Consider the following 23,537-nt stretch of genomic DNA (forward strand, 5'->3'; position numbering starts at 1 on the left):
GCAAGATTCCAACAATTATTGCATTGGCTATAAGTATTAAGATAATAGATCCGTAATTGTATTTTCTCATAATGACCTCCTCTTTATCTGTGATTTTATTTTATCACAAAATATATTTATAAAAAACTTATTTATATTAAGTAGAATTTTGGGTATATAATAAAAGAAATATAACAAAGGAGGAAGACATGAAGAAAATATTAGGAGCTCTAGTGGCAAACTTTTTGTCCTTTTACATATTAGACATGATATTTGAAAATATTTATTTCTCAAAACCAAGTGCCTTTATAGCAATGGCAATAATTTTCTCACTAGTTAACCTTACAATAAAACCAATACTAAAAGTTTTATCCCTTCCAATAACAATAGTAACCCTTGGACTATTTTCCTTGGTTATTAACGCAGTGGTCCTTGAAATTGCCTTTAACCTCGTAGGCTCTGCATCTATCGGAAGCTTTGGCACAGCCTTTTGGGCAAGTATAGTTTTGAGTTTTATTAATAGTACTATAAGAGAAATAATGAGTAAAAACTTTAAGTAAAATTTCATAAAGAAAAAATGCCGCAGTTATGAAAAGTCATAACTGCGTTTTTTTTAGGCTCTATAATAAATAGTGTTGGTGAGAAATCATCAGCACTATTTTTGTATGGAAATGTATAAAAAATAGACATAGAAATCACATTCCTATAAAATATAGTTGCTAGCAAATACCAAGGAGTAATTCTATGTCTATTAATAATTATATAAAAATTATTTACTTATCTTTACAGTTCTTGTTGAAGAATCCCAATCTACTTTAGATCCTAATATTTCAGAAATTGCTCTTAGGGGTACAAAAGTCCTTGAATCCTTAATTACTGCTGGAGAATCAATTGCAATTTTCTTTCCATTGGCATTTATTTCCTTTTCTCCAATAACAAGACTTGCCTTGTTATCTCCAACAATAACGGTCTTTGTGTCAGCCTTCCAGTCAACCTTTTCGCCAAGAGCTTCTGATATAAATCTTAGAGGAACCATTGTCCTTCCATTTTCAATGTAGGCTGGAGTCTCTGGTTTGATTTCCTTATCTGAAACAAAAATTTTAATCTCAGACTTAGCTGAAGATTTTTCAGCCTTTACGTCCTTCTTGCTTGCAGGTTTAGAATCTTTAGCTTCCATGGCCTTTGCATTAGCCCAGTCAAACTTTAGATAAGCCTTTTGTTCTCCTGAACCCTTTCCACCGCCAGCAATAGCATCCATAGCATCAACCCATACAGCAACAAGAATTTGATCTTCCTTTGGATTTGTTCTTACAAACTCATGCTTCTTTATATATTCACCATTAATAGGACTTTGTTTAGTTTCAACTCTCTTAGAGTCCTTATCGCCATCATAGATAAATAAATTTGTAAGTTCACCTTCCATATTCATAAATTCCATCTTCTTAAGAAAAATATTGTAAATAAATTTACCATCTTTTTCTTCAACTTGTGCAACTTGTTTTAAAGAAGGGTTGCCCATAGACTCCTTATCTGGTTCGCCATACTTAACTAACTTTACTGGTACTTCATAAGAACTTGCAGCAAAAATAGAATTAGGTAATAAAACTAATACTAACAATAGTGATAAAATAATTTTTTTCATATTACACCTCATTTTTATATAAAGGGACTCTTAATTTAAAAGTCCCTTTAAATTTTTAAGCTTAATTGTGATCAATGTTATAAAGAACTTGTGCAACTTGTGCCCTAGTAAACGGTGACTTAGGAGCAAAGTTGCCATCGCCCATACCACTTACTACTCCAAGTCTTGCCATTTCCTTTACAGAATCCTTAGCCCAACTTTGAATCTTTTCTTCATCTTTGAAGGCATTAGTCTTGCCCTTTGCATTGAGATTCTTGCCTGAAACCTTTAAGAACTTAGTCATCATCACAGCCATTTCTTCTCTTGTTAGTTCTTTATCAGGTGCAAAGTTTCCTTGACCTACGCCTGATACTATTCCAACTTTATTTGCCCATGTGATGTATGGACTGTAGTACATTCCTGACTTAACATCTTTAAAGTTTTGATCCTTGTAGTCATTTACATTGACATTTAACATCCTTCCAAGAACACTTACAAATTGTCCTCTTGTTATAGACTTGTTAGGACCAAATTCTGTATTACTTAGGCCTGCGAAGTATCCCTTGCTTACAACATAGTCAATAGCAGTCTTAGCCCAGTGTCCACTTGTGTCTGTAAAGTTGTTTGTATTATTATTTTGAACAGCCTGTTGGTTTTGATTTTGTTGCTTTTGTTGGTTTTGTTGATTTTGATTTTGTTGGTTTTGGTTGCTGTTTCCGCCAACTCTTCCTACTTCTCTTGCATTGTTCCAGTTAAAGGATAGGATTGCTTTTTGTTCATTCACGGCAATTTGATCCATTACGTCTACTTTAACGCTGACATTTACCTTGTTATATTTGCCATTCATAACCCATGACCATACATTTCCAGATGATTGTTCTGCTAAATATTTATTACCATCATGAATAAATAGATGAGTTAAATTACCAACAAGTTTTTGTCCATTAAATTCTCTTTCAAGAGGATTAAATTGAACGCTATACCTGAATTGACCGTTTCTTTCCTCTACTCTTGCTGTGTGGTTTATTGCTCCATTTGCCATAGAATATCCATCTTGATAAGCGTGAAGAACTTCTACAGGTACTTCATATTGGATTGTTACTGGTCCATTGTTTTTATTACTTTGGTTGTTTTGATTGTTGTTTTGATTGTTTTGGTTATTGTTATAAACTCCCCATGATGAGTTGTTATTCCAACCTTGGTTTTTGTTGCCATAACTTCCCCATGAAGAATTGTTATTTCCCCATCCAGAGTTATTGCCCCAGCCTTGGTTGTTATTGCCCCAAGCTTGGTTGTTATTTCCCCAAGAACTATTATTGTTTTGGTTATTCATACTACCCTTATTGTTAATAACTGCATTATTTAGGGCTTGTGTAGCACTTAATATTTCTTCTCTTGATGCGTATGGGTTATTAGCAATTGCACCTGCCCTTGCCATAGCTGCTACTAAGTTGGAGTCAGCTCCCTTACTCATAGATGCACTTGCACTTGCCATTGCAGAGCCTAGTGCAGATCTTTCTATAGCTAAGTTTTGGAAGGAATATCCTGGTGTGCTTGGGTTACTTGGGTTACTTGGGTTACTTGGATTACTTGGATTGCTTGGATTAGATTGGTTGTCATCTCCCCATCCAGTCCATTCTTTTGCTTTAGACCCTGTTATTTTCAATTTTGCATTTTGTTCAGCTCCACCTAGTTTAGCCATAGCATCTACACTTACACGGCAATAAATTTCTCCATCTTGAGTTTTAAACTTAGGATCTATTTCAAATTTGAATAAAGATGGAAATTCTTTTTCTTCATTTCCTAGTCCCTTATCTCTTTTATTCTCAATTATTGTAGATTCTATTTTTTCAGACTTAAAATCATTTTCTTTGTATGTCCAGAATTGTAATAAATGGCCACGCATACCCATAAAATCAAGACCCTTTAATTTTATTGTCATATAAGTCTTGCCATTTTCTTCTGTGATTTTTGCCTTTTGCACTAGGGCGCCATTACCCATAGATGCATTGTTTTGGTAACCATGCCATAGCATAACAGGCACTTCTAATTCTTCTTTATTTTGATTTTCAATTTTTGAATTAGTAAAAACTTCTACAGCCTCGTTCAAATTCTTTAGTGCTTCATTTATCTTGCTTTGATCTTGTTTTTCATTTTTTGCAACATTTTCTGCGACTTCAATAGCTTTACTAAGTTTTTTAAAATCCTCCTCTGAATGTCTTCCTTTTTTTATGCTTTTAGCATCCTCTATTGCTTGATTTAAGCTATCTTTATTGATTTCTACTATTTTTTCTTCTAATACTTTTTTCCCTATATCATAATTTGGAATACTAAACATATCTTCAATAGGATCATCATTTTTACCGGGACTTAATTTTATTCTTTTTTTACCTTCTTCTACCCTTATAAACCTAGCATTAATTAATCCTATTGTTTTGTCTTCACCATTAATTGATAGAGGCACATCTTTCAGATTTATCTTTGTTATTCTATTTTTATAAGTGTTTTTTTCATTTGTAACGGTAAAATCCTTGCTATCTAATACTTCTACATCTTTTATACTTCCATCAGATGATTTGTATTGGATTGGTTTAGAATCATCAATTTTTACTAATCCAGTCTCTATAAGTTTAGTTCCTTTTTTGTATTGCTCAGCCCAATACACGGTAATATCAGCTTTATTATTTCTTATTTCCAAATCGTATATTGGTATAATGCCTTCTCCTGGATTAAATTCAAGCTTATTATAATTTCCCTGGATTAATTCATCATTGTATTGCTCTCTCGTGTATTTTATCTTGTTATTTTCCTTATCCCATAAAGCATCAAGCATAGCTTGATTTGCCGGCAAACTTATTATTGGCAAAGCTTTATATTTACCACTTTGCAAATCTAACTTTTCCAATTTCATATCTTCCCATCTCATTAGAAGATTGAAATTTTGTAAAGAATTACCCATCGCATCAACCTTTACTTTAAAAAGTTTTTGAGATTCATAATTTGTCGAACCATCTTCATATTTTAATGGTATTTCATAAATTTCTGGAAAAGATAATTCAATACCACCTACATTCTCTGAAAAATATTTCTTTAAGAATTGTGGATTATCTAAAGCTATTTCCTTTGCTGTAAAAACTGTAGGAGCTTTCATATATTGGTCAAAATCATCTACTGAATTATAAGTCCACAATTTCATGAGATGTCCTGTAATAGGTTTTCCTCCTGTATAAGCAGGGTCGCTCAATGTCATTGGCTTAAATTTTATTCTCAACTTAATAGAACCATCTTGCCCAACAATTAGTTCTCCGTTATCTTCTACTGCACCATCTGCCATTGAATATTTTCCTGGCGAATTTGAATATCTTATGGATAAAGGAATGCTGTATGTTCCAGGAAGTAAACCGCTGGGTATTGGCTTAGGCCAGCCTTGAAATATATATATCCTAAACTTGTCATGTGTCCTACTCTGATAATCTACCGGTTGGAGGCTAAGATCTATTAAATATTTCCTTCCATCATGGCTTGATTTATAATCCTGTATTACGTAAAATCCTTTCCCTTGTTCGTCATAACTTCTTTTTTTATTTAATTTCTTAGGTTCACTCCATGAATTAGTGGATTCATCGAAGGATGATAAATACATTTCAACTTGTTCAGGCCAAATGTTATACATACTTCCGTCATCTATTCCAGAACTATTTATACCAAAATTACCATAATAGGAACACCCGACATCTTGATTTAAGTCTAATTCATAGGCATTCCACTGAGGATCATCCGCTTTATTAACAGCTGCTTCTTTTTTATGTTTTTCTCTAAATTCTTTAAAGTTTTGATCATTATCAGATATTTTTTTGCCTGACATATTTAATCTATTTTCATCAAATGGGGGATGAGTTGCCGTTTCATCGGTAGATTCGTCTTTTCCTTCAGCCCATCTTTTATATACTACTGGATGGATTTCAAAGTGAGCTCTCTCATCTCCAGTAATTGGAATTATAGCAGAATGTTCTGCTGCTAATACATTAGACCCATTTGCGAATAAAAATACCAGCAAAAATAAAATAAAATTTATACTTTTTTTCAATTTATTTTCCTTTCTTTTTTTATATAGTTAATAGATGTATAGGTCTATTCGCTATACATCTATTACTATTCACAATAAACATCTTTTGAATTGTAAATTTTCAAGGATTAGTTATTTATAATAATTTATTTTACAAAAAATCTTGCATTTGGATTCATCATAGCTGCACCGATTTTACCTAAAAATCCGGAGTCAGCTAAATTAGTTGTAAATTTAATTTTAAAATATTTATTATATTCTCCGATTTTTTCTTCTTCTAGGTCATCCTTTAATATAGTGAATTTAAAACCTTCAGGCACATTTTTATTTTTATTATGAACAGCTTTTTTTGAACCAAAGGCTTCTACTGCAATTTCTTCTCCATCTATTACAGGTGTAATGCCAGTACAATCTGCTTCATATACCTTACCAAGTATTTCTTTACTAACTGGTTTTGTATATAAAGTTATTTCGTAGCTGTCGCCTTTATCTACAACTTTAGATAAATCTTTATTGAATGCATCATCAGCCATAGAAAGTTTTGCTTCTTTCCTGTGATAAATTGCAAAATCAGCAACTGTCCTTACGGATCTATCAGAATATTTAAATCCATAAAGTTCTGAATCAGAGTAGTCTATAGTTTCTTTAATTTGCTCCTTTATGGCTTCTAGATTCATTTCTTGAGCAAATGTAAAAGTTGGAACTAACATCATTAATACTAATAGTAATAAACTAATTTTCTTTAAATATTTCATATTATTTATCCTTTCTTTATATTATTTATCTTTGCATAACTAATCCTTATAAAGTTATAAACGTACTTTCCTAATCCCACCCAAACACCCACTAATTTTTATAAATTAATTAATTTTTCATAGAAGTAGTTTGCAGCTTCTTCTAGTTCTTCTTCGCTTGCCTCTCTTGATGCAAGGCTTGTTTCTATCATTTTTTCTTTTATCTTTTTTGGAACTACTAATCCTGTAATTCCTCTTAATTTTTCTATCATCTTGGGATCAACTAGGCCTGGGCATATGTATTGTCCCAAGGAGTCCCTGTCTATTAAAAGATCCTCTAAGTTTTTTATCACCTTCCTTCCATGTTCTGAGTCTGGCATTGCTCCAAGTGTTGCAAATAATCCAAGCTTTTTATTTTCTATAGTCTTTAAGAATTTTAGTGTCTTGGTCTCTAGGCTTCCTCTATCGATCCAAGCTCCCAAAAGTATGAAGTCAAATTGTTCTACTTCAGGTGCATCTCTTATGTCTCTTATCGTCATCTGGTGTTCATCTTTTAAGACTTCATAAATTTTTTCTGCCATTCTCTTGGTGTTTCCCGTCTTTGATGAATAAATTATTAGTCCTTTCACTTTTCCTCCTTAGTCTTCTGCAAATACATATTTTTTATTTTCTATATCTATTATTTTTAGTTTTGTGTCGTAGATCTTACTTATATTTTCTCCTGTCAAGACTTGGCTTGCCTTTCCTTGAAATTCGATTTTCCCCTTCATCATTCCTACTATGGTGTCCGAATACTCTAGGGACTGGTTGATGTCATGAAGGACCATGATTATTGTCTTTCCTAGATTTTTATTCAAATTTTTTATTAGTTTTAAAATTTCTATTTGGTATTTGATATCTAAGTAGGTTGTGGGTTCGTCTAAGAGAAGTATCTCGCTATCTTGTGCAATCGCCATGGCTATCCACGCCCTTTGGACTTGTCCACCTGATAGGGAATTGACTCTCTCTTTTCTTATTTCTTCTAAGCCACAAACTTCTATTGCCTCGTTTATTTTGTTTTTGTCTTCTATGCTTGGCTTTTGCATAAAGCCAACATAGGGATTTCTTCCATAGGCAACAAGTTCTTCAACTTTAATGTCGCCTGCTATTTGATTTTTTTGTCTAACTATGGCAACTTTTTTTGCAAATTCTTTTCTCTCTATATTTTTTATGTTTTTGCCATTAAGACTTATAAAGCCCATTTTCGGTTTTTCTACTCTTGTTATTAGCTTTAAAAGAGTTGACTTGCCGCAGCCATTGGCACCTAGGAGGGTTGTGATTTTATTTTTTTCTATTTTTAGATTTAAGTCTTTTATAACCATGTTCTTGTCATAGGCGAAAAATAAGTGATTAATTTCCATAATTTTTCCCTCCTAGCTTTAATAGGCCTATAAAAAATATTCCACCCACTACTGTCATTACTACTGATGGTTTTATTTCGTAAGGGTAGGCTATCACTCTTCCCAAGGTGTCTGATAGGAGGAGGGTTATTGCTCCTAGTATCATGGAATAGGGTATTAGGTTCTTGTGGTTTGATCCAAGAATTATTCTTCCTATGTGTGGCACTACTAGGCCTAAGAATCCTATTACACCAACAATGGCTGTGGATACTGATGCTAGTATTATTCCTATTAGGGCTAGGATAAACCTATCTCGATTTACATTAACTCCCAAGGCTTGTGCTGTTTGGTCTTCCAGTTGAAGTAGGTTCGCTGTCCTTATTGTGAAGAGTGCTATTATTAGAAATAGGATTCCGTAAATTGCCATAATTTTTACATCTGCCCAAGTTTTTTGTGCTACATTTCCTTCTATTATTGATTGAACGTTTGTGAGGTTGCCACCCATCATGGATTTTATTCCTTCATTTACTCCCATGAGTGTCATGTTGAGTGCTACACCTACAAGTATTAGTTTTATTGGGTTAGATCCCCCGTTCCATGCTAGTGAATATATTAAGAGGTAGGCGAGGAGCCCTCCCACTACTGAAAAAAGTGGGCTAAAGGCATATAGACCAGGGAATAATATCATTACAAGGCTTGCTGATAGGCTTGCAGCTGATGATATGCCTATTATGCCTGGATCTGTTAGGGGGTTTTGCATCACTGCTTGAAGGAGGACTCCTGATGTCGCAAGGGCTGCTCCTGCTATTATTGAAATTATTATTCTTGGAAACCTTAGGTCATATATTGTTGCTACGTCGGGATCATATTCTATGAACAAGCCTCTTAACAATTTTCCAAAGGTCATTTCTATGGATCCTGTTTTAGCTGAATAGAGGATGAGTCCTATTAGGACTAGGATTGATATGGTGTAAACTAGGATGATTTTATTTTTCTTCATTTGTCTTATCACCTGTATTTCCTATTTCATTTGAGTCTTTTCCATAGAAGAGTTTGTCTAAGTCGTTTAAGGCTTCCTTGTAGTTAAATTTCGCGCTCATGCCAAATTTTTTGTAGTCAAGGTCGTAAACCTTGCCTTCCTTAACTGCCCTGAAGTGCTTCCAAATGTCATTTTCTGCAAAGTCTTTTTTAAACATTTCCATTACATCATCAGGTAAGGCATGGGCCGTTCTAAGAATAATATCAGGATCCTTTTTCAACATATCTTCTGTATTTATTGTTATAAATTGTTGATTTGTTCCTTCATATACATTTTCTGCCCCAGCAAGTTTTACAAGACTTCCTGCATAGGAGTTTTCTGTCGCTACTACATAGGACCCTGGCAAACCCATTAAGATTAATACTCTAGGTGCTTTTTTGTCCTTGTGTTTTTCTTTATAGTCGTCTATGAATTTTTTGTAATCATCAATTAATTCTTTGGCTTCTTTTTTTCTATTAAGTAATTTTCCAAGATCCTCTATTGACTTATACATTCCATCTGTGTTATTTAGGTTCAAAAATCCATAGTCAAGGTCTGCTGCCTTGTACTTGGGAAGTAGGTCTGAAATTAAAGACACTGGCGAAAATACATAGTCTGGATTTATTTGTTTTAATTTTTCAATGTCTGGTGTCATTGCCATGCCTACCTTAGGAACATCCTTATATCTTTCTGGCATTGGATCAATTTCTGAGTTAGGTACCGCTACTAAGTCAACATTTAATTTTTCCATTATATAAACAGTTGCCATTGATGTTGCTGCTATTCTCAGTTCGCCATTGTTTGCTTTCTTACCAGATTTTTGACTCACGCAAGACGTTAATAATAAACTTGCTAGAAGTATGGCTAGAATCTTTTTTATTCTATTCATAGATGTTTCTCCTTTTTTCTTCTAATTCATCTTCTATTTTTTTCTTGTAGTTATATGATAGGAGGGCTAGTATGATAAATCCTCCTGTCAATATTACGAGAAGTCCTATTAAGCCATAAATAAAAGCCAAAGTTATTTTGCCTAATTTTGTCTTAGTTGTTTCTTTTTCATCTTGGTCATCTGAATAATATAATTTTTTAATTATTGGAGAATCCTTTGTTAAAAGTCCATGGTCATAACCTAAGTCTCCAGCAGAAAATTTTGAGTTAACTGGTTTTTGTTCAATTATTTCTCCCTGGTTAGGAGCTTGTAAAACTTCTCCAACTTGTTCATCATTGTCTAGTGGTTTTAAGTTGCTTAGGTTAGGCATGTTTAAGTTTGTGCTAGATTTAGGAATGTTTGCATCTACCTGTGGAGCTTCCTCTGTTGGCGCTTGATTGCTAGAAGGGTTTGATGAGCTTTTTTGAAGGCTTGCAAAATCTGTGTTACCTTTAACTAAATCTGATATTGTGTAGTAAAAAATTACATCTCTTCCCATAGGTCCAACAAAAAAAGTTGCCCTTACTATTACATTTTTGCTTGGTATCTCAAATCTGTAATCTCGTGTTTCTTCAGTCTTTCCTGTAACTTCTGCTGTTACAGAATAGAAACTATTGTCGCCATAATTTTGGACTGCGAAACTTTCATTTTTTATGTAGTTGGCTAAGTTATAGCGAACTGACAAAAATATTCTTCCGTCATCTGTTGTTTCTACTAAGGCTTGTGGACATAGTACATTTTCTGTCATACCCTGTCCTATTCCTGGATTGTTACCAGGGTCTTCTATGACTCCTGTAACCGGATGGATATAGTAGGGCGTCGCCTTTGCTATTTCTTGTGAATAGGCATAGGTAACATTTATTAGACTTGTAAAAATGAGAGCCAAGATACATAAGTTATTTATTATTTTTTTCATTATCTTTAAGCCCTCCTAAAAATATTATTTCATCCTTCATTTCTTTTACTTCTTGAAAATTTTTTCTAATTACAACAAAGGCCATTGAATTTAATCCTATAAATATTAGGAGTATTAAAATAATAATGCCCTTTGATTCTTTTTCTTCAATTTCTTGTCCTTCTGCTCCAATCTCTGCATCTTTATTTTGATTGAAGGATGGTCCCTTGTTTTCTTGACTTGAAATTTTACTTTGTTGTGAGCCTATAGAAGGTGGACTTGTGTTTAGTGTTGTTGAACTAACTTGTGGTCCTTCTACTGGCATAGGGGATGAGGAATCTGAAGAGCTTGATATTTTTTGTGCCTGTGGCTTTTTAACTGTCGTCATAAAGGCCTTTGCTCTTTCTTCCTTTGAACTACTATTGCTTGTACTTATATTGCTTAATGTCGGTGATTTATTATTATCTATGCTTTCATTTACTTGCATACCTGATCCAGCAGCTTTCACCACTATAAAAATTGCTGAATCTTTTGTTTTAAATTCAATGTGATCTCCATTGACTTTGAAATCTATCTTCTTTTTTTCTCCATTATTTACTTCATAAAGACTTAGCTTGTCTTGTCCTTTAAATTTTAAAAGAGGTAATTTTAAATCAAATTCTTTGTTTGCATAAATCTTTTTTCTTTTTGCTTGAATACTTTCTTCATTGCCTTGTATTTCATCTAGGGGTCCTAAAAACTCTATCTTAAAAACATTTACTTGATCTAATTTGTCAAAGGACTTTGTGAATTCTTCTGCCTGCTTTCCTGATAATCTATTTCCATAAAAAGAAAATTCTTCATTAAAGGTATCAGGATCATAGTTTACTATTATGTTTTTATTTTGAACTTCTCCAGCTTCCTTTGAATTAAATTCTGGTTTATTTGCTCCTTCTTTAAAATTGTTTATTAATATTGAATCGCTTTCATTTATTTTTTTAATCTCGCCATAGTCAAGTTTTATTCTTGCCCTTATTGGTTCATCCCCCATAGGTTCTACTTTTGGATCTACATAAACCCTTGTCATTTCATCCATATTAACTAGGGATGTCTTAAAGACTCTTGGTCTTTTATCTTTTTCCTTGGGTACTTCTAAGTCATAGCAAGCTGCCTCTGCCCTGTGATAAATTCCATCTTCCTTTTGGAAGTAAATATTAATTAGAGAAGCTGTTATTGATAAGTATTCCATCTTGTCAGATCCTATGTAGAGGTTTGCTTCTCCATCCTTCACTTCAATCTCGGCTTTTTGTACAAGCGCTTTGTTGCCCATACTAGGTTTTTCTTCGATGGAATGCCATAACTTAATTGGAATTTCATAGTAGCCATCTTCTAATTTTATTTCTTTTTTCTCTGGTGTGCTTTCATTATCCGCAAATACAAAATTCGTTAAGAATAATAAAGATAATAAAAATACTAGAGATATGTAAATTTTTTTATTTTTCATTATAAAGACCCCTTGTTATCAATTTATATTACTTAGGTAATGATATTACTTATCAATTAAATAAGCTATAAAAGAATTATGAAAATTTTGTTAACTCCGGTTTACTCGCAGAAAAATTTTTATAAATATATTATTTTAATTTTTATAATAAAAATAAACTCTAGTCACTGACTAGAGTTTAGAATGTTTTTACATATTTTATGGTGTATAAGTTTAAGTTTTTAAGTTAAACAAAGGTTAACTATAAATAAAAAATTTGCTTTTTTTTCATGTATTGTTATTCCCATTTGAGATTTAATTTTTAAAATCAAGGATGCCTCTAAAATTATCCCATCTGATGTTGACCAGTAATCAATTAAATTAAGAGGAATCTTAAAAATCCTGTTCTTAGAATTTATTTCTATTTCCTCGCCTTCATCAAAATAAAATAACTTTGTAGCAATTGCTTTTTTAAAGTAACCATGATGAGCCTTCTCTATGGTCTTAGTCGAAAGTTCTATATAGGATTCTTCTCCTATTATTAAATATGCGTGATCATCAAAGCCCATAAGTGCCATGGAATTATCTACAAAGGAGTTTTTGCTATCTTCAGAAATTTTTTTTATTGAAAAATTAATTTCATGCCTTCCCGTTTCTAAATATTTGGAAATATCTTGGACCCTCTCTCTCCCCTGAATATCTTTAGCCAAAATCATACTTTTGTATCTTTTTTCTAGTGCCTCTTGGTAAGGAATAAGTCTCTTTGACAACATTTCAAGACTGATACTCCTAGCAAGATTATCGTCAATATCCAAAAATTTTTGTACTACAAATAAATTCTTATCAAGATTTTCATTATAAAATTCAGAAAGGTCATATCCTATTTTCGTCAACTTATACTCATTATCCTCTTTGTATAGAATGCCTGTAAGAATCATTTTATCTAGAATTTTTTTTGAGTTAGGTCGAGAACAACTAAAGAATTGACTTGCTTCTGTGATGGTCTTCCTTCCTTCGTAATTTTTTATAAATAATAAATATTGAATTTGTATTTTAGTTATATTTAAATTTAACATTGACTTATGACTCCATTTCTCTCTTCACTTCTACTATTCTGTCACAAATCCTAAGAGAACTATCCCTGTGAGATGAAATTATAATACTTTTATTTTTTCTCTCATTATATAGGGACTTTAAAATTATCCCTTCGTTTAATGCATCTATGTTAGCCGTTGGTTCATCAAGTAGATATAGCTTTGATTTTCTTAAAAAGATTCTTGCTAAAGCTAGTCTTTGAGCTTGTCCAGTGGATATTTCATTATTTTCTTTTACTATCTCTGTATCCAAACCCTTGTCAAGTGTCATTATGAAATCATAAATATTTGCCTTCTTGCAAGCTTCTATTAATTCCTCTTCACTTGCATCTTTTTTTGCAATTTTTAGGTTATCTCTAATGCTTCCTCTAAATAGGTGGGTTTCTTGACTTAAGTAAGAAATGTTCTCTCTTAAATTTAATGTATTCAAGTCTTTTATGTTTTTATCATTTAGGCAAATCTTGCCACTCTTTGTATCGTAAAATCTCATCATTAATTTTATTAGTGTCGACTTGCCACAACCGCTTTTGCCTTTTAGCCCTATTATCTCATTTAATGAAGCTTTAAAATTAAAATCATTAATGAGTTTTGTTTCATCATAAGAAAAATTCACTTTCTCAAGACATATATTTTCATAATCAATTTCTTCTCCCTCGTAATTTATCGGTGTAAGGGGATCTTCTTCTAAAAGTTCCATGACTCTCTTGCCACAAGCAAAGGTCAAAACTAAGTTATTTGCAAGAGATGAAAGGGCGCTTGTTGGTCCAAAAGAGGAAATGAAAACTCCCAAGGGGAATAATAAACCACTAAGGTCTAAGACAGAACTTTTGTAAAGCTTAATGGCTGCCAGAGTAAAAATTAAATCTGCAAGTATTATCGTAAAAGATGTGAGGGCAAAATTATTAGATGATTTTTCTGTAAGAGTCTTTGTAGACCTATTTAACTTATTTGCTTCAAATTCAATCTCCTTATACCTATCTTCAAAATAAGAAAAATTAATGATTTCTTTTATTCCCTTAAAGCTTTCCAGGATTAGAGAATTTAAACTTGATATATTCTTCCTCTGCTTTCGTCCAATTTCTCCAGCAGATTTCTCTGTGATAATTGGGATAATTATAGCTAATATCAAGTGAAAAGTTAGAAGTATCCCAGAATAAATTGGATTAAATCTCCATAAAAGTATAAATAAAAATAAAGTGTGAACTAGGGCTATACAGACAGGTGAAATTGTGTGTGCGTAAAAGACCTCTAGTAGTTCTATATCTGATGTAATAATAGAAATTAATTCTCCCTTATTTTTCCCATTCATCTTGGCTGGTCCCAAGGATCTTAGTTTTTTGAAAATTTTGTCTCTTAATATTGCTAAAATTTTGAAGGCTATATAGTGATTTAAAAGCTGCTCTATATACTTAAATATTGCCCTCAGTATAGCTAAAGTAAATAAGATTCCAATTATTAATTTTAATTTTACAGTTTGATTTAAAATTAGTTTACTTAGGTAGAACAAGCCTAATGATGGCAATAAAGTCGCAAATATGTGTCCACTTGCACCAAAAAATATGGCAAAAAACATTTGTAACTTCAGATCATCCACAAGGGATAGGAGTTTCCCTATTAAATTTTTATATTCAATTAATTTCTTCATTTAAACCCCACATTTCTAGTTCCCTTTGGTATCTATAAATACCAGAAAATAATTCTCCCTTACTTATTTCTTCAAAACTTCCTTCTTCAGCAACTTTCTTATTGTCAAGATAGTAAATATAATCTGCCTGAAGGACTGTATTGAGTCTATGAGTAATAAGAATTATGGTCATTTTTTCTTTTAATTTTTGTATAAGATTTAAAATCAAATCTTCTGATTCCTTATCTATATTTGAAATGGACTCATCTAAAATTAAAATCTTTGGTTCTTTCAAAAGTACCCTTCCTATTGCAAGCCTTTGTTTTTGTCCACCAGATAAGTTGTTACCAGCACTTTCTAGGATGCTATCTAAGCCGCCTATATTTTTAAAGTAGGAATACAGACCAACTTCTTCTAACACTTCTATTAACTTATCATCATCTGCATTTTTATTTGCAATTTTAAGATTATATCTAAGGCTTTCCTTAAAGAAGTAAGGGTTATTGTCTACTAACATTATATTTTCATTTAAAGAATCATTTGAAATTTCACTTAAGCCATTGTAAAGTATTTCTCCATCATAATTTCTTTCAAGTCCTGCAACTAATTTTGCAAGGGTGGACTTTCCGCAACCACTTTCTCCTACTATGGCTGTGATTTTGTTTGATTTAATCTTCATATTCAAATCTTTTAAAACTTCTTTTTCCTTGTAGGAAAAATTTAAATTTCTTATTTCTACATCCACTTTCTCTTCTTTTATTACATCTTTAAAATCTTCTATACTTTCAAGTTCTAAAATTTCAAAAAGAGAATTCGCTGCCGTAATTCCGTTCATAGCCACATGAAAAAGCGCCCCTAGCCTTCTTAATGGCAAGAAAAATTCTTGACTTAAAAGTATAAAAGAAAATGCTACAAAGACAGAAAGCTGACCTTTTGAATAATAGTAAATTGATAAGATAATTCCCAAAGCTGATCCTGCATAAGAGATTAAGTCTAGAACCGTAATGTTGTTTAGTTGCATCATGAGAAGCTTCATTGTTTTGACCCTAAAGTCTTCTGCCTTCTCATTTAGTAGATCATTGTAATCTTCATCTGCATTAAAAACTTCTAAACTTGTTAAGCCATATAGGAAGTCTATAAAAACTTCTGACAAATTTGTATATGATTTCCAATAAGTTTTTACAACTTTTTTTGCAAGTTTTTGTACCATCATTATTGCAATTGGTATTAGTGGTATTAGTAAGAGCATTATTATTGCAATTTTGAAATTTAAAAAAGAAAGTATAAAAAATAAAATTAGAGGTCCTATTAGAGAGAATAGAAGTTGTGGCAATAGAGCAGAGTAAAATAAGTTGAGTTGCTCAATTCCCTCTACACCTAAATTTATAACTTCTGAAATAGAAATTTTACTCCCATACTCCATCTTAAAAGAAAAAACCTTCTTCATTAGCCTTTCTCTCAATGTATTTTTAATCCTATATGAAGCCTTGTAAGATATGCTAGCTTCTATTTTTATTAAGAAAATATTTAGTCCAATTATTAATAACATTAATATAATATACTTGAGCCCACTAAAATTTGCATTAATTACACTTTCTATAGACTTACCTATTAAAAAAATCATGGCAACATTAGTCGCCATTTGTATAATTTTTATAAGCAAAAGCTTTAAAATTTGTATTTTTTCACTTCTTAACTCATTAAATAATTTTTTATTAAACATTTTTACTCCTTGATTGTCTTAATTTTAAAAATAAAATATATGTAGTGAAAAATAAGGACTAATAAGAGTGTAATTCTAGCATGTAAGTTGTTTACAAAATAAAATGATAGGGAAATAAAAAAAGTAATCATCATAAGAATCTTCATCTTCCTCTCTCTTGTCATACCAGTCTTATTTTTTATTGGCTCAATATTTTTCTTGTATAGTTTAGTAGAAATAAAATAGTCGTTGAATTTTTTTGATCCTCTTGCAAAGCAATATGTTGCCAGTAACAAGAAGGGAGTTGCAGGTAATAAAGGCAAATATATACCAAATATTCCAATCCCCAAAAAAATAAATCCAAATATTAAAAATAAAATTTTCAATTATATCCTCCTTAATTTTGATTTTTGTATTTTTCAAAATAAATACTAACAAAGAAATTTTTATAAGTAAACAATATTGATATCGAATATCATTTTGTTTATATTAAATATATTCATTTTTTTATGATATATGTTGATTTATAGGGACTAGACCTTTGTTAACTACAGTTAACTTTTTATATAATTCAAGCCAAAAAAATAAGGCCCTGGTTTGAACTGACCCCCAAAAGTTGGACTTAAAAAACCAACTTAAGGAGGTCAGTTTTTTAATGACAAAATACAATTTAGAATTTAAACTAAATACTGTAAACTTGTACTTAACAGGAGAAATGTCCTATCAAAGCCTAGCAAATGAACTAAAAATCAATAATCCACCTATGATAGCTAAATGGGTTAAAGATTTTAAAGAAGAAGGAATTGAAGGACTAAAACCAAAAAAAGAGAGGTAGACCTTCAAATATGTCAAGTACAGATAAAAACAAAAATCAAAAAATCAAAAAATAAAAATAATAAAACAAAAAAAGAATTGAGTGAATTAGAAAAACTAAGAAAAGAAAATTGCTATCTTCAAATGAAAGTAGATATATTAAAAAAAGATACAATTCTCTCAGATGACAGAATCAGAAATAGACGAATATCTAAGATCATTAAATCACTAAGAGATAAATATAAACTAAAAGACTTGTTGGAATATTTTGATCTACCAAAATCTAGCTACATGTATTGACAAGAAAGACTAGATAATAGAAATAAAGATGAAGAATTAAAAGAAACAATAGAAGAATATATGGAATATTACAATAAAGATAGAATAAAAGAAAAATTAGGATATTTAAGTCCAGTGGAATATAGAGAAAAGAATGCAGCATAAAAAATACCAGAGAAAATATAAATTCTCTCTGGTATTTGGTCCAACTTTATGGGGTCACCACAGTTTCCTAGAGCCTTTTAATTAACGGTATTTTAAAACTTCTGTGGCAAGCTCAAGCATTTCAATGGCAATATTGAAATTTTCGCCAAAAAGATCGAAGACAGCATCTTCAGAAAGAACTCCGCAAGGAAGGTCCTCTGGAATTTCGCCCCTGTCATATCTTTCCAAATCATCAAAATAAGTCTGGGAAGAATAATAATCGCTGAGCTTTCTGTATTCCTCTTGATGAGCTTCAAACCTTTCAATGGCAGCTCTCAAATTTTCAATGAGATCATTGTGATCATTTAAAATCTTTTCCATTTCACTAATTCTTTTAATAGGATCCATAATATCCTCCTTATAATTAATTACATAAATCTTTATACCCTTATTATAAAAAATAAATTGCAAAAGAAAAAGATAGGACTTTCATCCTATCTCTAAATAATAAAATAATATTTACCTAAATTTTCAATTTAAGGTCTTATTAGTCTTTCTTAAAAAATTCTACGCCTGCTGTGAAGATGTCTTCTATTTCTATGCCTGGTATATTTTTAAAGGTTTGGTCTAAGACTCTTTCGCTGTGGCCCATCTTGCCAAGGATCTTGCCGTCCTTTGACATCAAGGCTTCTACATTTAACATTGAGCCATTAGGTGCGTCTTCGTAGCAAATTGCCACTTGTTCATTTTCTAGAATTTCATCAAGCTTTTCTTTACTTGCTATAAATCTTCCTTCGCCGTGAGAAATTGGCACCTTGTAAGTTTTTCCTACTTCAAGTTTAGCAAGCCATGGTGAATTATTTGACACAACCTTAGTGTCTACAACTCTTGCTATGTGTCTGTTGCAAGTGTTATATGTTAGAGTTGGGTCCTCTTCTTCTAGGTCTTTAATCTCGCCGTAAGGTAGAAGTCCTGTCTTAATTAGGGCTTGGAAGCCGTTACAAATTCCAAGTATTAGTCCGTCATTTTCGCCTAAAAGTTTTTCTATTGCTGCCTTAACTTTTTCAGATCTAATTACATTGGCTATAAATTTGCCAGAGCCGCCTGGTTCATCACCAAGTGAAAATCCGCCAGGTATTGCCAAGATTTGTGCCTTAGAAATTTTTTCTGCCAACTCTTCTATAGATTCTTTAACTTTTTCATTGTCCTTGTTTTTAAATACGATTACTTCTGCACTTGCTCCTGCTCTTTCAAAGGCTCTTGCTGTGTCGTATTCTGAGTTTGTGCCAGGGAAGGCTGGTATGATTACCTTAACCTCATCTACTGGCTTCTTGGACTTCATCCTTCTCTTAGGACCTTCTTTTTGTTTAACTTCAGTTAATTTATTTGAGTCCACTGGCTTAAAGATCTTATCCATTGTCTTAAGGTAAGCATTAGATAATTTTTCTACATCTAATTTTTTGCCATTTACATACATTTCGTAGTCATCTCTAAAGTCGCCAATTTTTTCTATAAAGTCTCTGTCTTCCTTATATTCAACTACAAAAGATCCGTAAAGAGGTGAGTATAAATCTTCTACTTGAAGATCAAAGCCCACATTGTCTATTGCCATTTCAAAAATTTGTGGAAGTGTGCCCTTGTGATTTATGGCTGCTGCAGAAATTATATTTCCCTTCCTTATTTCATTTTGTAAGTTTATAAAGTTTTCCTTTGTTTCTTCTAGGTTAAGTGTGCCAATGTGGTCTCTATCTGTCCTTATTAGACCAATTTTTCCCATGCCCTTAAATTCTGGACTGATAATATTTTTTGCATCAACTGTATTTACTGCAAAGGAAATAAGTGTTGGTGGCACGCTTATGTCTTCGAAGGTTCCACTCATGGAGTCCTTGCCCCCAATAGGTGGTGCGTCAAAATATCTTGATGCAGTTAGGGCTCCAAGAAGTGACTTAAGTGGTTTTGACCAAGACTTTTTGTTGTCCATCTTTTCATAAAATTCTTGGAAGGAAAGTCTTATGCCAGATAGGGGTGCCCCTGCTGCTACAAGTTTTGCAATAGACTCAATTACTGCGTAGTAGCCGCCAAGGTATTGTGACTCAACAGAGAGTTTTGGATTAAAGCCATAACTCATTACTGATGCAGTCTTGGACTCGCCATCATCTATTGGAATAAGAGCTGCCATAACTTGGGCTGGAGTGTTTTGCTTTTTGCCGCCAAGAGGTTGCAATACTGTTGCTGCTCCCACTGAGGAGTCAAAGCGTTCAATCATATTTTTCTTGGAAGTAATATTTAAGTCAGATAAATATTTTTCTAAGTCTTCTACCCCATCTTTATTTACTAAAAATTCTGGGAAGTCTTCTGAAACAACTTCAACTTCTTCTTTTCTCTTTGCTCCAGTTTGGTTTACAAAGTCGTAGCTCATGTCGCAGATGATCTCATCTTCGTAGTACATCTTAAGTCTATTATCGCCAGTTACTCTTGCAACTACTGTGCTTTCCAAGTTTTCCTTGTCAGCCAAGTCCATAAATGTGTCTACATCTTCTTTGGCAACTACAACTGCCATTCTCTCTTGTGATTCAGAAATTGCAATTTCTCTTGGCTTTAAGCCCATGTATTTTAGGGGAACCTTGTCAAGTTTAACTTCAATTGAATCGGCAAGTTCTCCTATGGCAACGGAAACTCCGCCTGCGCCAAAGTCGTTACACTTTTTAATTAACTTTGCTGCCTTTGGATTTCTAAATAATCTTTGAATTTTTCTCTCTTCAGGTGCATTTCCCTTTTGCACTTGGGCAGATTCAGTTTGAATAGAAGAAACCTTGTGAGATTTTGATGAACCAGTTGCTCCACCAATGCCATCTCTGCCAGTTCTGCCGCCAAGAAGAATTATGATGTCGCCTTCTGTAGGTTCAATTCTCTTAACATTTTCAAGAGGACAAGCTGCTATAACTGCTCCAGTTTCCATTCTCTTTGCCACATAGCCTGGGTGGTATAATTCGTCAACAAGACCAGTTGCAACGCCAACTTGGTTGCCGTAAGATGAGTAGCCTATTGCCGCTTCAGTTACAATTTTCTTTTGTGGAAGTTTTCCCTTTAAAGTTTTTTCAATTGGAGTGAAAGGGTCGCCTGCGCCAGTAACTCTCATGGCTTGATATACATAAGATCTTCCAGAAAGTGGGTCTCTTATGGCACCGCCAAGGCAAGTTGAGGCACCGCCAACAGGTTCAATTTCTGTTGGGTGGTTGTGAGTTTCATTTTTAAACATAAGTAGGTAGTCGCGGTCTTCAACCTTACCATCAACTTCTACCTTAGCCTTAATCTTTACAGAGCAGGCATTTATTTCTGATGAAACTTCTAAATCTTCTAGCTTACCATTTTTTCTAAGTTCCTTGGCGAGAATTGTGCCAAGGCTCATTAGGGTAATTGGCTTTTTGATGTCAAGCTTTCTTCTCATGTCAAGATAAGCATCAAAGGCTCTCTTTATTTCCTTGTCAAGTTCAGTAACCACATCAAAGTCAATGTCAAGCTCTGTGTTAAAAGTTGTATGTCTGCAGTGGTCTGACCAATAAGTGTCAATTATGGCAACTTCCGTTTCATTTGGGTCGCGATTTTCAGACTTGAAATAATCTTGCAAAACCTTTAAGTCTTCTGGACTCATGGCAAGAGATTTTTCATCCACGAATTTCTTTAAGCCTTCCTCATCTAAGTCATTAAAGCCTTCATAGACAAGATTTTCGTGGTTTTTCTTCGCATCTTCTCTCAAAATAGTTTCTGCATAAACATCAACTTCTTGTGAGTCAACAGGGTTTATCAAAAAGTTTTTAATTTTTTCAAGTTCACCATCATTTACGCCGCCAATGTCGTAAACCTCTGTCACCTTTGCCCTAACTTTTTCATCAGTGAAAAGGGCAATAGTTTGAACAAGTCCATCTTCTCTGTTGTCAAATTGTCCAGCTTGGTATTGGATGCCTATTGGATTTTCAAAGGATTCTTCCAACTTTTTGTAGTCTTCATAATAAACATCTTCCACTGGCGCTTCGTAAAAGACAGATGCCATGGTCTTATCAAGAGTTTCATCTGATACATCTATATCATATCTTCTGTAAGTTTTTAAGTAAGTGGCATCAATGCCAAGAGAAGTTTTTATTTCTTCTCTAAGGGATTTTGACTCATGATCGAATTCATCTTTCTTTGCAATATAAATTCTCTTTACATTATTTTTCATCTTCAACTAACTCCTTTGGCTCCACTGCATAATCGCCATTAAAGCAGGCTTTGCAGAAAACATCTTCTTTCATCAAAGTAGCATCTAACATCCCTTCCATGGATATAAAGGCAAGGGAATCTGCGCCGATTCTCTCTCTCATTTCTTCAACAGAATAATTTGCGGCAATAAGTTTCTTTCTTGATGGCGTGTCAATGCCATAGAAACAAGGATATTTTACTGGAGGAGAAACTATTCTCATGTGAACTTCCTTGGCTCCAGCCTTTTTCATTCTCATGATTAAATTTTTGGAAGTTGTACCCCTAACTATGGAGTCGTCTACCAAGACTATCCTCTTGTCACGCAAAACTGTTTCAAGTGGGTTTAATTTTAACTTAACAGAAAGTTCTCTCTCTTCTGCTGTTGGCTTTATAAAAGTTCTGCCCATGTACCTATTTTTTACAAGACCTTCAGCAAAGGGGATGCCTGATTCTTGTGCATAGCCCATGGCTCCAGGTGTGCCTGAGTCTGGAACTGCAAGGACAAGATCAGCTTCAACAGGTGCTTCTTTAGATAAAATTTCTCCACACCTTCTCCTAAAGTTGTAGGAGTTTACACCGTCAAGGGTTGCATCAGTTCTTGCAAAATATACATATTCAAAGATGCAGTGCTTTTTATCTTCCTTTTCAAAAAAGTCTGAGTGGATTCCCTTTTTATCTACTACGATAATTTCTGAAGGCTCAACATCTCTTATGGCATCAGTGCCAATTATTTCAAGAGGAGCATTTTCAGATGCAATAATTACTTCGCCGTTTTTTGCCCTGCCAATTAAAAGTGGTCTAAAGCCGTAGGGGTCCCTAAAGGCAATTAACTTGTCTTCGAAAAGCATTACAACGCTGTAGGCTCCCTTGATTCTTGCCATGGTTTTTTTCACAGCTTCAACAATGTCGCCCTTATAATATTTTGCAACCAGAGACAAAATAACTTCTGTGTCAATGGCAGTTTGGAAAAGCATACCTTCGTCTTCAAGTTCTCTTCTTATTGACTTGTGATTAACTAGGTTGCCATTGTGGGCAAGGGCAAACTCCCTATTCTTTGAGAAGGCAAGTAGGGGTTGTGAATTGTATTCATAGGAGCCACCTGCAGTTGCATAGCGGACATGACCTATGCCAATATTTCCCTGTAATTTAATAAAACTTTCGTCGTCAAAATTATCGTAGACAAGTCCCATGCCCTTGTCTAGGACCATATTTTTTCCGTCAAAGACGCAAATACCGCTGGCTTCTTGTCCCCTGTGTTGAAGAGAATTAAGTCCGTAAAATAATTTTTTGCTAACATCACTTTGTGAGTAAATGCCAATAACTCCACACATTAGCCTAACACCTCTTCCTTAAAATTAAAATTTTCTAAAAAATTAAAATAAAAATCTTCCATTCTTCCTCCAATTAAAAAAGCTCATCAAAAGATGAGCGTAAAAAACTTTTAGGTGAAAAATTAGTCGCAAAAATTGCGTCAAGAAGTCCTTGAGGTCTATCCATAAAACTATTTGTAAACGCAGGGCAAAAAAGCATACAACTAATCCTCCAAATAATAATAAAATA

General features: G+C 33.1%; 18 protein-coding genes and 1 pseudogene. 3 read left to right on the plus strand and 16 right to left on the minus strand.

From position 1 onward, the window contains the following. Positions 1-188: 188 nt before the first annotated feature. Entirely contained in the window at positions 189-539 is a 351-nt protein-coding gene (locus HMPREF2801_RS04775) for a phage holin family protein (protein ID WP_070610861.1), read from the plus strand. A gap of 209 nt (positions 540-748) precedes the next feature. Here the strand turns inward: HMPREF2801_RS04775 and HMPREF2801_RS04780 are convergent, their stop codons facing one another. From HMPREF2801_RS04780 to HMPREF2801_RS04840, 13 genes are all read right to left on the minus strand, one after another. Beyond that, positions 749-1,621, minus strand: a complete 873-nt coding sequence (locus HMPREF2801_RS04780) for a copper amine oxidase N-terminal domain-containing protein (RefSeq protein WP_070610863.1) — start codon at positions 1,619-1,621, stop codon at positions 749-751. Between the two features lie 61 nt (positions 1,622-1,682). Beyond that, on the minus strand, positions 1,683-5,687 hold the full coding sequence (locus HMPREF2801_RS04785) for an S-layer homology domain-containing protein (protein ID WP_070610865.1): 4,005 nt from the start codon (positions 5,685-5,687) through the stop codon (positions 1,683-1,685). Positions 5,688-5,812: 125 nt separating this feature from the next. Next, positions 5,813-6,421: a hypothetical protein gene (locus HMPREF2801_RS04790; protein ID WP_070610867.1), complete on the minus strand. Its 609-nt coding sequence runs from the start codon at positions 6,419-6,421 to the stop codon at positions 5,813-5,815. 98 nt (positions 6,422-6,519) lie between these two features. Then, a complete protein-coding gene (locus HMPREF2801_RS04795; protein WP_070610870.1) occupies positions 6,520-7,029 on the minus strand; it encodes a flavodoxin family protein in 510 nt (169 codons plus the stop codon). A gap of 9 nt (positions 7,030-7,038) precedes the next feature. Further along, positions 7,039-7,800, minus strand: coding sequence for an ABC transporter ATP-binding protein (locus HMPREF2801_RS04800; protein ID WP_070610872.1), 762 nt, complete (start codon positions 7,798-7,800; stop codon positions 7,039-7,041). Further along, on the minus strand, positions 7,790-8,779 hold the full coding sequence (locus HMPREF2801_RS04805) for a FecCD family ABC transporter permease (protein WP_070610875.1): 990 nt from the start codon (positions 8,777-8,779) through the stop codon (positions 7,790-7,792). The genes HMPREF2801_RS04800 and HMPREF2801_RS04805 overlap by 11 nt, the downstream gene beginning before the upstream one ends. Continuing rightward, positions 8,766-9,686 (minus strand): heme ABC transporter substrate-binding protein IsdE, encoded by a 921-nt coding sequence (isdE, locus tag HMPREF2801_RS04810; RefSeq protein WP_019124523.1) that lies wholly within the window; start codon positions 9,684-9,686, stop codon positions 8,766-8,768. Before isdE ends, HMPREF2801_RS04805 begins: the two co-directional genes overlap by 14 nt. Next, positions 9,679-10,641: a heme-binding Shp domain-containing protein gene (locus tag HMPREF2801_RS04815; RefSeq protein ID WP_019124524.1), complete on the minus strand. Its 963-nt coding sequence runs from the start codon at positions 10,639-10,641 to the stop codon at positions 9,679-9,681. Before HMPREF2801_RS04815 ends, isdE begins: the two co-directional genes overlap by 8 nt. After that, positions 10,622-12,103 carry an NEAT domain-containing protein gene (locus HMPREF2801_RS04820; protein ID WP_070610877.1) on the minus strand — a complete coding sequence of 494 codons (1,482 nt, stop codon included), beginning with the start codon at positions 12,101-12,103 and terminating at the stop codon, positions 10,622-10,624. The genes HMPREF2801_RS04815 and HMPREF2801_RS04820 overlap by 20 nt, the downstream gene beginning before the upstream one ends. A 221-nt stretch (positions 12,104-12,324) precedes the next feature. After that, positions 12,325-13,158, minus strand: coding sequence for a hypothetical protein (locus HMPREF2801_RS04825; protein WP_070610879.1), 834 nt, complete (start codon positions 13,156-13,158; stop codon positions 12,325-12,327). 4 nt (positions 13,159-13,162) lie between these two features. Next, the gene (locus HMPREF2801_RS04830; protein ID WP_070610881.1) at positions 13,163-14,821 is read right to left on the minus strand and encodes an ABC transporter ATP-binding protein; all 1,659 of its coding nucleotides are present in this window, start codon (positions 14,819-14,821) and stop codon (positions 13,163-13,165) included. Then, entirely contained in the window at positions 14,805-16,523 is a 1,719-nt protein-coding gene (locus HMPREF2801_RS04835; protein WP_070610883.1) for an ABC transporter ATP-binding protein/permease, read from the minus strand. The genes HMPREF2801_RS04830 and HMPREF2801_RS04835 overlap by 17 nt, the downstream gene beginning before the upstream one ends. 2 nt (positions 16,524-16,525) lie before the next feature. Further along, a complete protein-coding gene (locus HMPREF2801_RS04840) occupies positions 16,526-16,888 on the minus strand; it encodes a YbaN family protein (protein ID WP_070610885.1) in 363 nt (120 codons plus the stop codon). Between the two features lie 269 nt (positions 16,889-17,157). Between HMPREF2801_RS04840 and HMPREF2801_RS04845 the strand changes: the two genes are divergently transcribed. Next, the gene (locus HMPREF2801_RS04845; protein ID WP_148130073.1) at positions 17,158-17,337 is read left to right on the plus strand and encodes a helix-turn-helix domain-containing protein; all 180 of its coding nucleotides are present in this window, start codon (positions 17,158-17,160) and stop codon (positions 17,335-17,337) included. 320 nt (positions 17,338-17,657) lie between these two features. Further along, positions 17,658-17,759, plus strand: a pseudogene (locus HMPREF2801_RS09025) (IS3 family transposase); the annotation flags it as partial. 81 nt (positions 17,760-17,840) lie between these two features. On the opposite strand, the gene HMPREF2801_RS04850 reads toward HMPREF2801_RS09025, so the two are convergent. The 3 genes from HMPREF2801_RS04850 to purF all read right to left on the minus strand — a co-directional run bounded on the left by HMPREF2801_RS04850 (position 17,841) and on the right by purF (position 23,308). Further along, on the minus strand, positions 17,841-18,146 hold the full coding sequence (locus HMPREF2801_RS04850; protein ID WP_070610886.1) for a DUF4298 domain-containing protein: 306 nt from the start codon (positions 18,144-18,146) through the stop codon (positions 17,841-17,843). A 139-nt stretch (positions 18,147-18,285) separates the two neighbouring features. Then, positions 18,286-21,957 (minus strand): phosphoribosylformylglycinamidine synthase, encoded by a 3,672-nt coding sequence (locus HMPREF2801_RS04855; protein ID WP_070610889.1) that lies wholly within the window; start codon positions 21,955-21,957, stop codon positions 18,286-18,288. Next, positions 21,947-23,308, minus strand: a complete 1,362-nt coding sequence (gene purF / locus HMPREF2801_RS04860) for an amidophosphoribosyltransferase (RefSeq protein ID WP_070610891.1) — start codon at positions 23,306-23,308, stop codon at positions 21,947-21,949. Before purF ends, HMPREF2801_RS04855 begins: the two co-directional genes overlap by 11 nt. Positions 23,309-23,537: the final 229 nt, after the last annotated feature.

This window comes from Peptoniphilus sp. HMSC062D09 (genome assembly GCF_001811425.1).
Taxonomy (GTDB): domain Bacteria; phylum Bacillota; class Clostridia; order Tissierellales; family Peptoniphilaceae; genus Peptoniphilus_A.